At 67.8% G+C, this 12,074-nt stretch carries 11 protein-coding genes; 4 read left to right on the top strand and 7 right to left on the bottom strand.

Going from position 1 to position 12,074, the window contains the following annotated elements:
* Window positions 1-13 precede the first annotated feature (13 nt).
* Both ABEB28_RS29785 and ABEB28_RS29780 read left to right on the top strand, forming a co-directional pair.
* Window positions 14-439 (top strand): globin, encoded by a 426-nt coding sequence (locus tag ABEB28_RS29785; RefSeq protein WP_345731560.1) that lies wholly within the window; start codon window positions 14-16, stop codon window positions 437-439.
* A gap of 149 nt (window positions 440-588) precedes the next feature.
* The gene (locus tag ABEB28_RS29780; protein ID WP_376980971.1) at window positions 589-2,151 is read left to right on the top strand and encodes a glycoside hydrolase family 13 protein; all 1,563 of its coding nucleotides are present in this window, start codon (window positions 589-591) and stop codon (window positions 2,149-2,151) included.
* Window positions 2,152-2,205: 54 nt separating this feature from the next.
* Here the strand turns inward: ABEB28_RS29780 and ABEB28_RS29775 are convergent, their stop codons facing one another.
* From ABEB28_RS29775 to ABEB28_RS29750, 6 genes are all read right to left on the bottom strand, one after another.
* On the bottom strand, window positions 2,206-2,838 hold the full coding sequence (locus tag ABEB28_RS29775) for a DUF8185 domain-containing protein (protein ID WP_345731558.1): 633 nt from the start codon (window positions 2,836-2,838) through the stop codon (window positions 2,206-2,208).
* The gene (locus tag ABEB28_RS29770) at window positions 2,835-3,242 is read right to left on the bottom strand and encodes an acyl-CoA thioesterase (protein WP_345731557.1); all 408 of its coding nucleotides are present in this window, start codon (window positions 3,240-3,242) and stop codon (window positions 2,835-2,837) included. The genes ABEB28_RS29775 and ABEB28_RS29770 overlap by 4 nt, the downstream gene beginning before the upstream one ends.
* Before the next feature lie 43 nt (window positions 3,243-3,285).
* Window positions 3,286-4,956: an energy-dependent translational throttle protein EttA gene (gene ettA, locus ABEB28_RS29765; protein WP_345731556.1), complete on the bottom strand. Its 1,671-nt coding sequence runs from the start codon at window positions 4,954-4,956 to the stop codon at window positions 3,286-3,288.
* Window positions 4,957-5,102: 146 nt separating this feature from the next.
* Entirely contained in the window at window positions 5,103-6,056 is a 954-nt protein-coding gene (locus ABEB28_RS29760; RefSeq protein WP_376980957.1) for a carbohydrate ABC transporter permease, read from the bottom strand.
* The gene (locus ABEB28_RS29755) at window positions 6,053-7,024 is read right to left on the bottom strand and encodes a carbohydrate ABC transporter permease (protein ID WP_345731555.1); all 972 of its coding nucleotides are present in this window, start codon (window positions 7,022-7,024) and stop codon (window positions 6,053-6,055) included. The genes ABEB28_RS29760 and ABEB28_RS29755 overlap by 4 nt, the downstream gene beginning before the upstream one ends.
* Window positions 7,025-7,232: 208 nt before the next feature.
* Window positions 7,233-8,579: an ABC transporter substrate-binding protein gene (locus ABEB28_RS29750; RefSeq protein ID WP_345731554.1), complete on the bottom strand. Its 1,347-nt coding sequence runs from the start codon at window positions 8,577-8,579 to the stop codon at window positions 7,233-7,235.
* A gap of 391 nt (window positions 8,580-8,970) precedes the next feature.
* Here ABEB28_RS29750 and ABEB28_RS29745 point away from each other — a divergent pair, with 391 nt between their 5' ends.
* Both ABEB28_RS29745 and otsB read left to right on the top strand, forming a co-directional pair.
* Complete coding sequence (locus ABEB28_RS29745) at window positions 8,971-10,362, top strand: alpha,alpha-trehalose-phosphate synthase (UDP-forming) (RefSeq protein ID WP_345731553.1); 1,392 nt, start codon at window positions 8,971-8,973, stop codon at window positions 10,360-10,362.
* The gene (otsB, locus tag ABEB28_RS29740; RefSeq protein ID WP_345731552.1) at window positions 10,359-11,129 is read left to right on the top strand and encodes a trehalose-phosphatase; all 771 of its coding nucleotides are present in this window, start codon (window positions 10,359-10,361) and stop codon (window positions 11,127-11,129) included. The genes ABEB28_RS29745 and otsB overlap by 4 nt, the downstream gene beginning before the upstream one ends.
* 185 nt (window positions 11,130-11,314) lie before the next feature.
* On the opposite strand, the gene ABEB28_RS29735 is transcribed toward otsB, so the two are convergent.
* The gene (locus tag ABEB28_RS29735; RefSeq protein WP_345731551.1) at window positions 11,315-11,644 is read right to left on the bottom strand and encodes a hypothetical protein; all 330 of its coding nucleotides are present in this window, start codon (window positions 11,642-11,644) and stop codon (window positions 11,315-11,317) included.
* Window positions 11,645-12,074 lie beyond the last annotated feature (430 nt).

Below are 12,074 nucleotides of genomic sequence, written 5' to 3'. Positions count from 1 at the left end.
CAGGATTGGTGCCATGAGTGCTGCACCTGAACCCTCGGTGGACTTCTACGAGGCCGTCGGCGGGGGCGAGACGTTCCGCCGTTTGGTGGCCGCGTTCTACCGCGGCGTCGCCGAGGACCAGGTGCTCCGCCCGCTCTATCCGGAAGAGGACCTCGGCCCGGCCGAGGAGCGGTTCCGGCTCTTCCTCCAGCAGTACTGGGGCGGCCCCCGCACCTACTCCGAGCAGCGTGGCCACCCCCGGCTGCGGATGCGCCACGCCCCGTTCCGGGTCGGCCTCGCCGAGCGGGACGCCTGGCTGCGCCGGATGCGCGACGCGATGGACGAGATCGCGCTGGCGCCCGAGTACGACGCCGCGATGTGGGACTACTTCGTGCGGGCCGCCGACTTCATGGTGAACAACGTCGAGGACCTGCAGCAGGGCCGCGCCCCACAGATCTGAGCCGCTCCCGATCCGACGTATAGCGCCCGGTCACCGCGGGTAGACAACGCGAGGTGCGCTCTCGTTAAGAGCAGGTTTCCGCTGTGCGCCCTGGTGAACCTCTGGCAGCATGGTGGGCCTCTGAACCGATTCCGGAATCCCGGGGGTACATCTTGGCTGGCACGTGGTGGCGCGATGCCGTGTTCTACCAGGTCTACGTACGGAGTTTCGCCGACTCCAACGGCGACGGAGTGGGTGACCTCGCCGGCATCCGGTCCCGGCTGCCGTACCTGGCCGACCTCGGTATCGACGCCCTGTGGCTGAACCCGTTCTACCGCTCGCCGATGGCCGACCACGGCTACGACGTCGCCGACCCGCGCGACGTCGACCCGGTGTTCGGCACGCTCGCTGACTTCGACGAGATGGTGGCCGAGGCGCACGCGCTGGGCATCAAGGTCACCGTCGACCTGGTCCCCAACCACAGCTCCGATCAGCACGTCTGGTTCAAGGAGGCGCTGGCCGCCGAGCCGGGCAGCCCGGAGCGCGAGCGGTACATCTTCCGCGACGGGCAGGGGCCGGACGGCAGCGAGCCGCCGAACAACTGGACGTCGGTCTTCGGCGGACCGGCCTGGCACCGAGTCGTCGAGTCCGACGGCAAGCCCGGCCAGTGGTACCTGCACCTGTTCGCGCCGGAACAGCCGGACCTGAACTGGGACAACCCCGAGGTCATGGCCGACCTGGAGAAGACGCTCCGGTTCTGGCTCGACCGCGGCGCCGACGGGTTCCGGATCGACGTCGCCCACGGGCTGGCGAAGCCGCCGGGTCTGCCGGACATGCCGGAGATCCGGGAGACGCTCTCCGGCGACGGGCACCCGCGCTTCGACTTCGACGGCGTCCACGAGATCCACCGGCGGATCCGCAAGGTGCTCGACGAGTACCCGGACGCGATGGCCGTCGGCGAGATCTGGGTGCAGGACGTCGAGCGCCTCAAGCTGTACCTGCGCGCCGACGAGCTGCACCTGGCGTTCAACTTCGTCATCGTCCAGGCGCGGTGGCGCGCCGACGAGCTGCGTCAGGCGATCGACGACTCGCTCGAGACCGTCCGCGGCACCCCGGCACCGCCCTGCTGGGTGTGGTCGAACCACGACATCGTGCGGCACGTCTCGCGTTTCGGCGAGGGCCTGGTCGGTGACCGGCGCGCCCGCGCCGCGGCGATGCTGACGTTCGCGCTGCCGGGGGTCGTCTACGTCTACTACGGCGACGAGCTGGGGATGCCCAACGTCGAGCTACCGGACGAGGTGCTGCAGGACCCCACCTGGAAGCGGTCCGAGCACACCGTGCGGGGCCGGGACGCGTGCCGGATCCCGATGCCGTGGACGGCCGGCGAGCCGCCGTACGGGTTCTCACCGGAGCCGGTGGACACCTGGCTGCCGCAGCCGGCCGGTTGGTCGCCGCTCGCGGCGGAATCGCAGGTCGGCGTCGAGGGCTCTACCCACACGCTGTACAAGGAAGCGATCGCCCTGCGGAAGTCGCACGACGCGTTCTCCGGCGACATGACCTGGGTCGAGGCGCCCACCGGCTGCATCGCGTTCCAGCGTGACGGTGGGCTCACCTGCCTGGTGAACTTCACCAACCACCCGGTGGCCCTACCGCCGCACCGCGAGGTGCTGCTCACCAGCGTCCCGCTGGTGGACGGCAAGCTCCCCGGCGACGCCGCGGTCTGGCTGGTCTGAGGTCGGAGCGATGCACGTTCGGGGACCCGATAGCGTCCCCGAACGTGCATCGCTTCAGTGCACGAGGAGTGCGGTGGCGCGGCGGCGGTAGACGGTGCCGTGGGTGGCTGTGAGCCGGAGCCAGGGACCCGCGACCGCGACGCTCACCGGCTGCTCCCCCAGGAACGCCATCCTCGCCAGCGCCATCAGCAGCCGGAAGGGCACGGCCGTCTCCGGGGCGCCGGCCTCCTCACCGCGGACCCGCAACGTCTCGTGGTCGAGCAACGCTTCACCGGCCGCGCGGCTGCCTGCTGCCCGGAAGGCCTGCTCCCCTGCGGTGATCAGTCGACGGACGACGTCGGCCGGCACCGTGTCGAGCGGCTGCCAGCCCCGTTCCGGCGGTAGGGATCCGCGCCACGCGGCATCGCACCGGGGCGGGAGCTCGAGCGTCGCCGCCCCGCCCGCCCCCACCGGCGCCAGCGAGGTCGCGTCCAGCAACGCCGCCGCGGCCACCGTGACGTCGTCCGGCCAGGTGCCGGGCACCGTCCGGGCGGCGAGGACGTCGAACGGCAGTTGCGTCCAGAACGTCAGGTACTCCGTCCCGGACGGGCGCAGCCGCACCAACGCACCGGAGTCGAGGCGCACCACGCGGCCCAGGAACACTCCCAGGTCACGCCGCTGGTCGTCGGAGAACGCCGGACCGCTCACGACTCCACCCGCCAGGCGTCGAGGAACTCACGCTCCTCGGGCAACAATCGCCGCGGACGCCCGGCCGGCAGCGAGATCGGGCTGAGCCGGCTGATCGCCCGCGCCGCCGGCTTCCCCTCGTGGTCGAACATCTCGTAGCCGACGCCGAAGCTCGCGTGCCGCACGTCGGTGACCCAGCAGTCGACCCGGACCGGGTCGCGGCGGTACGTCACCGGACGCAGGTAGTCGATCTCGTGCCGGATGACCACGCACCCGTCGAGCAGCCCGGACAGCGCCTCACCCCCGTCGAGGATGAGCGCGGTCCGGGCCTCTTCGAACAGCGTCAGGAAGCGCGCGTTGTTGACGTGACCGAACGCGTCCATGTCCGACCAACGAACTTGGCACCGCATGGTGTGCCGCGGCACCCGATGTCTCCTTCGCGTTGCGCGACCTGACGGACCGGCGCGATCAGTCGCGCGTGAGCTTCCGGTAGGTCACCCGGTGGGGCCGAGCCGCCTCGGCACCGAGCCGCTCGATCTTGTTCTTCTCGTACGACTCGAAGTTGCCCTCGAACCAGTACCACTGCGACTCACCCTCGTAGGCGAGGATGTGCGTCGCGACGCGGTCGAGGAACCACCGGTCGTGCGTGATGACCACGGCGCAGCCCGGGAACTCCAGCAACGCGTTCTCCAGCGAGGAGAGCGTCTCGACGTCGAGGTCGTTGGTCGGCTCGTCCAGGAGCAGCAGGTTGCCGCCCTGCTTGAGCGTGAGCGCCAGGTTCAGCCGGTTGCGCTCACCACCGGACAGCACGCCGGCCGGCTTCTGCTGGTCCGGGCCCTTGAAGCCGAACGCGCTGACGTACGCGCGCGAGGGCATCTCGACCTTGCCGACGTTGATGTAGTCCAGGCCGTCGGAGACGACCTCCCACAGCGTCTTCTTCGGGTCGATGCCGCCGCGGCCCTGGTCGACGTAGGAGATCTGGACCGTCTCGCCGATCTTCACCGCGCCGCTGTCCGGCTTCTCCTCGCCCATCAGCGTGCGGAACAGCGTCGTCTTACCGGCGCCGTTCGGGCCGATGATGCCGACGATGCCGTTACGCGGCAGCGTGAAGCTCAGGTTGTCGATCAGGACCCGGTCGCCGAAGCCCTTGGTGAGCTTGTCGGTCTCGATCACGACGTTGCCCAGACGCGGGCCCGGCGGGATCTGGATCTCCTCGAAGTCGAGCTTGCGGTGCCGGTCGGCCTCGGCCGCCATCTCCTCGTACCGGGCCAGCCGGGACTTGCTCTTGGCCTGGCGGGCCTTCGCGTTGGACCGCACCCACTCGAGCTCTTCCCGCAGGCGCTTGGCGCGCTTGGCGTCCTTCTGGCCCTCCACCTTCATCCGCTCGGCCTTCTTCTCCAGGTAGGTGGAGTAGTTGCCCTCGTACGGATAGGTGCGGCCGCGGTCGATCTCGAGGATCCACTCCGCGACGTTGTCGAGGAAGTACCGGTCGTGTGTGACGGCGAGGACTGCACCGGGGTACTTCGCCAGGTGCTGCTCCAGCCAGAGCACGCTCTCGGCGTCCAGGTGGTTGGTGGGCTCGTCGAGCAGCAGCAGGTCGGGTGCCTGCAACAGCAACTTGCACAGGGCGACGCGGCGGCGCTCACCGCCGGAGAGCACCCGGACGTCGGCGTCGCCGGGCGGGCAGCGCAGCGCGTCCATGGCCTGCTCGATCTGGCTGTCGAGCTCCCAGGCGTTGGCTGCCTCGATCTTGTCCATCAGCTCGGCCTGCTCGGCCAGCAGCTTGTCGAAGTCGGCGTCCGGGTCGGCCATCGCCTCGTTGACCGCGTCGTACCGCTTGAGGATGGCGCGGATGTCGGCGACGCCCTCTTCGACGTTCTCCCGGACGTTCAGATCCTCGTTGAGCGGCGGCTCCTGCAGCAGGATGCCGACGGTCGCATCCGGTGCGAGCAGAGCGTCGCCGTTCGAGGCGTTCTCCATGCCGGCCATGATCTTCAGGACCGTCGATTTACCGGCGCCGTTGGGCCCGACCACGCCGATCTTCGCGCCGGGCAGGAACGACAGCGTGACGTCGTCGAGAATCACCTTGTCGCCGTGCGCTTTGCGCACCTTGCGCATCGTGTAGATGTACTGAGCCATCAGGGGGTCGTTCCTCCGCAGATCGCGTACGTCCTTCCATCCTCCCAGGTGTGGGAGCGTGCTGCGAAATCCGCGCCGTGCGCCTTACCGACGACGAAGCGCCGGGCCCGAAGGGGTGGGGCCCGGCGCCTCGATCGGAAAGGGTGCTAACCCTTCAGGCCACCCGCCAACAGACCGCGGACGAAGTACTTCTGCAACGACAGGAAGACGATCAGCGGGATGATCAGCGAGACGAACGCACCCGCGGTGAGCCGTTCCCATCGGTCACCACGTGAACCCGCCATCTCCGCCAATCGCACGGTGAGCGGTGCGACGTCCTTCGTTCCTCCGGTGAACGTCAGAGCGACCAGCAGGTCGTTCCAGATCCAGAGGAACTCGAAGATGCCGAACGACGCCAGCGCGGGCGTGATCAGCGGCAGCATCAGCTTCCGGAAGATCGCGCCGTGCCCGGCACCGTCCACCCGTGCCGCCTCCACCATCTCCTTGGGGATCTCGGAGATGAAGTTGTGCAGCAGGAACACGCCGAGCGGCAGACCGAACGCGGTGTGCGCCAGCCAGACCGTCACGAACGAACCGGTCAGGTTCAGGTCCGGGACGATCGTGATGCTGCCGATGTGCGCGCCGTTCGAGAACAGCTGGAGCAGCGGGATCAGCGCCATCTGCAGCGGCACGATCTGCAGCGCGAAGATGCCGATGAACACCCAGTTGCGGCCCTTGAAATCGATCCAGGCCAACGCGTACGCGGCCAGGGCCGCCAGCGTCAACGCGAAGATCGTCGCCGGGACGGCGATCACGATCGAGTTGACGAAGTAGCTGAGCAGCTGGGTGGACGACGTCCCGAACAGGACGTTCTCGTAGTTCTCCAGCGTGAACGACGGGTTGGTGAACGCCGTCCACCAGCCGGTCGTCTTGATCTCCCGCTCCGGACGGAACGACGAGAGCAGCAGCCCGAACGTCGGAATCGTCCACAGCACCGCGATCAGCAGCGAGACGACCGTCGCGGTCCGCGACGTCAGCCGCTTCTTCACCCGGCCGGACATCGTGTCGACGACCGCCACCGGCGGCGTCTGGGTAGTGGACGCAGCAGCAACTGTGCTCATCGGGTCTCCTCCCGCTGCCGCAGAACCCGGATCTGGTAGACCACCAGCGGGATGACCAGGACGAACAGGAGCACCGCGAGCGCGGCGCCACGTCCGGGCTCCCGGAACCGGAACGCCTGCGTGTACATCTCGTTCGCGATCACGCTGGTGTCGAAGTTGCCTGCGGTCATCGTCCGGACGATGTCGAAGACCTTCAGCACCGAGATCGTGATCGTCGAGAGAACGACGATCAGCGATCCCCGGATCGAGGGCATCGTGACCTGCCAGAACATGCTCCAGGCGTTCGCCCCGTCGATCCGGGCTGCCTCGACGATGTCCGCCGGGATGCCCTTGATCGCCGCTGACAGCACGACCATCGCGAAGCCGGCCTGGATCCAGACCATGACGACGATCAGCAGCAGCGTGTTGAGCGGCGGGTCGAGCAGCAACGACTTGGGCTCGCCGCCGAACCACACGATCATCTGGTTGACGAGGCCGATCTGTTCGTTGTCGCCGCCCCGGTAGGCGTACATGAACTTCCAGATGATGCCGGCGCCGACGAACGAGATCGCCATCGGCATGAACATCAGCGTCTTCGAGACCGACTCGGTCTTGGCCTTGTCGATCAGGATCGCGTAGATCAGGCCGATGCCGGTCGCCAGGATCGGCGTCAGCACGGTCCAGATGACCGTGTTGCGGATCGTCACGAGGGCTTCGTCCTCGGTGAACATCCACGTGTAGTTGTCGAACCCGACGAAGTCACCGGCAGCGTTGGTGAACGACAGGATCGTCGTACGCACCGCCGGGATCAGCAGCCCGACGCCGAGCATGAACAAAGCCGGCAGCAGGAACACTGCCAGCTGGTACTTCTCGTGGCCGCGCTTGGGAGCGCGATCGACCACGATCAGGAGCAACCCGACGACCCCACCGAATACGGCGACGGCCAGCAGGGCGTTGAAAATTTTCGGGCCCCAGTCGACGAAATCCACGGCCCACTCCTTCCGATGCCGGATGCCCGGCTGCCCACGAGGACCGTGGGACACCGCCGGGCATCCGACCCGCTCAGGGTTTCTCCGGCGCGCACGCCCGGTCGGGTCGTGCCACCGCTGAATGACGGCCCCCTTATCGAGGACAGCCGGGAGCCCGGGAGGTGTTTGTACACCCCCCGGGCCGGTCGGCGTCAGCCGACCCCGTGGATCACTTCCAGCTCTTCTCGACCGAGTCGAGCGCGGACTTCGTGCTGCCACCGTTCAGCCAGGCGACCATCGCCTTCCAGAACGAACCGGCACCGACCGAACCCGGCATCTGGTCCGAACCGTCGAAACGGAAGACCGTCTTCGGGTCCTGGAGCAGCTCCACCGACAGAACGTCGATCGGGCTCTTCAGGTTGGCCTTGTCGAGACCCTTGTTGGCGCTGATCCAGCCACCCTCGCCGATCTTGGCGCGGCTGTTGGCCCACTCCGGCGTGGAGAGGTACTCCTGCACCGCCTGCACCTCGGGACGGTCGGCGAAGGCACCGACGAACTCACCGGCACCGAGCACCGGCTTGCCCTTCGCCGCGTCGACCGGCGGCAGGTAGAACGCGAAGACGTCACCGTCCTCGGCGACCGTGGTGCCTTCCGGCCACTGGTTGCCGTAGAAGGAGGCCTGACGGTGCATCGAGCACTTCTTCTCCAGGATGGGCAGGCCACCCTCCTGGAACGAGGTGGTCACGATGCTCTTCGGGTCGCCGTAGCCACCGTTGACGTACTTCGGGTTCTTCAGGATCTTGCCGACCTGGTCCAGGCCCTCCACCACGTTCGGCGCGTTGAACGGGGTCTGGTGGTTGACCCACTGGTCGTACTCCTCCGGCGTACCGGTGCGGAGCAGGACGTCCTCCAGCCAGTCGGTGGCCGGCCAGCCCGTGGCGTCACCGGACTCGACACCCGCGCACCACGGCTTCTCACCGGAGGCGGCGATCTTGTCGGAGAGGGTGATCATCTCGGCCCACGTGGTGGGGACCGTGTAGTTCTTCTCCTTGAAGGCCGTCGGCGAGTACCAGACGAACGACTTCACGTTGGCACCCAGCGGCGCGGCGTAGAACTTGCCGTCCACCGTGCCGTACTTGATCCAGTCGGGCGAGTAGTTCTTGTCCGCGCTGGTCTTCACCGCGGCCGGAGCCGGCTTGACCTTGCCCTCCTTGGCCAGCGAGGCCAACAGGCCGGGCTGGGGGAAGAACGCCAGGTCAGGCGCGTTGCCACCGTCGACGCGAACGTTCAGCTGAGCCTCGAACTCACCGGAGCCCTCGTGCTCGATGGTGATACCCGTGCAGTCCTCGAACTGCTTCCAGGACTCCTCGAGCCGATCGGCTTCGACGTCACGGATCGACGAGTACGCCGTCACCGTCGCGTCGCCGTCGACCGCCCACTTCTTGTAGGGCTCGCACTCGGCGGAGTCCTTGTCCGCCCCGGAGCCGCCGCCGCTGCAGCTTGCGAGGAGGAGCACCGCTCCCACCGACGCGACGAGCCGTGTTACGACTCGTTTGCGCGGCACACCAAACACCATCGTCTGTAACCTCCTTCTTAACGAGGGATGGCGTGTCGCACGACGGCCGCTCCACCGGCCGCCCTGTGAGCTACGCCTCGAAATCCCCCGGGCGGTAGAGCGATGAAAGCGCTTTCTTAACTCTGGCGCAACATGGTTGGGAATCAAACAGGTAACGATCAGGAAGCGAAGAACCCCCCAACCCCCGAACCGGGGGTTAGGTCGGTCGCCAACTGAATCGATAGAGGGAATGGCCTCTCTTTACGGGGTATATCCCCATTCGTCACGCCAGGCATGCACGGACCGTCACCGAATGGTCCGGACCGGTCGGTCTTGACCGTGGCGGTGGTTCGCCCTCGTCGGAGGCCCGATAGGATGACGGCCGTACGGACAACCCGAGGGGGTTCCGCCCGTGTCGGACCGCAGCTCGATCGTCGTCGTCGCCAACCGATTGCCCGTCGATCGCGAGGTGAGACCCGACGGTTCCGTCCACTGGCGTCCTAGCCCCGGAGGCCTGGTCACCGCGCTCGAGCCGGTGATGCGCAGCCGCCAGGGGGTGTGGGTCGGCTGGTCGGGCGACGCCGGAGACGCGCCGGAGCCGTTCGAGGCCAGTGGCATCCAGATCCATCCGGTCCCACTGTCGGCCCGCGAGGTGGACGCGTACTACGAGGGCTTCTCGAACGCGACGCTCTGGCCGCTGTACCACGACGTGATCGCCGAGCCGGAGTACCACCGCAGCTGGTGGGACACGTATGTCACGGTGAACCGGCGATTCGCCGACGCCGCGGCCGAGGCCGCACCGGACGGCTCGGTGGTGTGGGTGCAGGATTACCAGCTCCAGCTGGTTCCGCAGATGCTGCGCGAGCGGCGTCCCGACCTGCGGATCGGGTTCTTCCTGCACATCCCGTTCCCGCCGCAGGAACTGTTCATGCAGCTGCCGTGGCGTACGCAGGTCGTCCGCGGGCTACTGGGCGCGGACCTGATCGGGTTCCAGCTGCCCGGCGGCGCCGCGAATTTCCTGCGGCTGGCCCGCCGGCTGGTCGACCTGAAGCCACGCGGTAGCGAGGTCGAGTTCGAGGGCCGGACGGTCCAGGCCCGGGCGTTCCCGATCTCGATCGACTTCACCAGCATCGACTCGATCGCCCGCGAGGACCGGATCGCCAAGCGAGCCGCAGAGATCCGCGACGAGCTGGGCAACCCGAGGGCGATCTTGCTCGGCGTCGACCGGCTCGACTACACCAAGGGCATCGGCATCCGGCTCAAGACGTTCTCCGAGTTGCTGGAGGACGGGTCGGTCACGGTGCCGGAGGTGGTGCTGGTGCAGATCGCGACTCCCAGCCGGGAGCGGGTCGAACACTACAAAGTGCTCCGGGACGAGATCGAGCTCCAGGTCGGCCGGATCAACGGTGACTACGGGAACGTCGGTCAGCCGGCCGTGCACTACCTGCACCAGTCGTTCAGCCGCGAGGAGCTGACCGCGTTCTACCGCGCGGCGGACGTCATGCTCGTGACGCCGTTGCGGGACGGGATGAACCTGGTCGCCAAGGAGTACGTCGCAGCCCGCGTCGACCACGGCGGAACGCTGATCCTGAGCGAGTTCACCGGAGCGGCAGCCGAACTCAAGCAGGCCTACCTGGTCAATCCGCACGACGTCGACGGGGTGAAGGAGCGGCTGCTCCAGGCGATCCACGCCGACCCCGCCGACGCCCGGCGGCGGATGCGTCGGATGCGCAAGCAGGTCGCGGAGCACGACGTGTCGCGGTGGGCCGCCGACTTCCTCGCGGCGATGGGGATCGAAACGTGACCGTGGCTCTCCCTCCGGACCTCCGCGCGGCGGTCGGCCGACTGGCGGCCACCGGGACGCTGTTGGTCGCCTCCGACTACGACGGGGTGCTGGCACCGATCGTCAACGACCCGGCGAAGGCGTTCCCGCTGCCGGCCGCGATCGACGCGCTCCAGGAGCTGGCGACGCTCCCCCGCACCTCGATCGCGCTGCTCTCCGGCCGCGCGCTCGTCGACCTCGCCCGACTGTCCGGTCTGGGCGGTGAGGCGCTGCTGGTCGGAACGCACGGCGTCGAATTCGACGACGGGTTCGCAATTCCACCGGAGGCCGCCGCACTGCGCGCGCGACTGCTCGACGAACTGCGACCGATGGTCGCGGCGGTGCCCGGCGCGGCCCTCGAGGAGAAGATCGCGAGCGTCGCGGTACACATCCGCAACGCCGATCCGGACGCCGGGGAGAAGCTACTCGCGGGCGTTACGGACGGGCCGGGAAGCTGGCCGGGTGTGCACTCGACCGCCGGCAAGAAAGTGCTGGAACTGGCCGTCGTGAAGACCAGCAAGGGCACGGCGCTCGACGTCCTGCGGGAACGAACCGGCGCGGACGCGGTGCTGTTCGCGGGCGACGACGTGACCGACGAGAAGGCGTTCGCCGTGCTGCGCGCCGGGGACGTCGGCGTCAAGGTCGGTCCGGGTGAGACCGCCGCCGAGTACCGAGTGGACGATCCCGAGCAGATCGTCGGGGCGTTCGCGTTGCTGGCGGAGGAGCGTCGCCTGCACGTCGGCACCTGATCCGTGCCGGCCGGCAGCGGGCCGCCACGGTGACCACGGCTCCGGCAAAGCCGACTGCCCTGCTCCGCGGGCGGCGGAGCAGGGCAGGTTGGTGCCGTACCTGTGGGAGCCCGGGTGGCGGCCCGGCCTAGTCCCGAAGTTACGGCGTCACGCCTACGCGTGAGCGACGGCTGAGCCGTCGAGGATCAGCGCCAGTTGTGGTGGCGGTGGTGCCGCCAGTGGCGGTGGTGGTGGTGACCCCAACCCCAGCGGTCACGTCCCCAGAAGAAGCCGGGACGACCGTAGAAGTAGTAATCGCCACCCCAGTACCGGTGACCGGCGAAGGGGTAGTCCAGGTAGTCCGGGTACTCACATCCGAGGATCGCATCAATCCCGTTACAGATGATGACGATTTCGGCCTTCTTCTGCACCGGAGCGGTGTTCGGCGCGGCGGCCGACGCGGGGGCAGCCGCGCTGGCAAAACTGGTGGTCGCGACGCCTGCGAGAATGACTCCACGAATGAACTTGGAAGACAAGGCGAAAGACCTCCTTTCGACTGGATGGCAATTATCAGAGTGCGCGCGGAAAACGGATGTAAAGCACATCGAGCGACGGTCCCGATCGAATTCCGGAGTTAGGTCTCCCTGATCGAAGAGCGACTATCGCCAGCATGCCGGGAACACCCGAGGCCGGCCTCTGACCGGGGATTTCCGCACTGGGTGAGCGATCTACCCAACGGCCACCACCACACTGGACGGCAGCGTGACCGTGAGTTCGTGCTCCTCAGAGTATGCACGGCCGAAAGGGACAAAGCAACGTAAAACGCCCCTACTCGCGCGCGGCTTGATTGTGTCCAGAAATGGTCGGCAGTGGCGCTCAGACGGGTAGCACGGACTGTCGCCGGCTACTTGAACCGGGACGCGTAAACGATACGGAATTGCGAGCAGCCATCCGTTTATCCGCGGC

The organism is Cryptosporangium minutisporangium (assembly GCF_039536245.1).
In the GTDB taxonomy this organism is placed as follows: domain Bacteria; phylum Actinomycetota; class Actinomycetes; order Mycobacteriales; family Cryptosporangiaceae; genus Cryptosporangium; species Cryptosporangium minutisporangium.
This window is presented reverse-complemented; position numbering and strand designations above follow the sequence as displayed.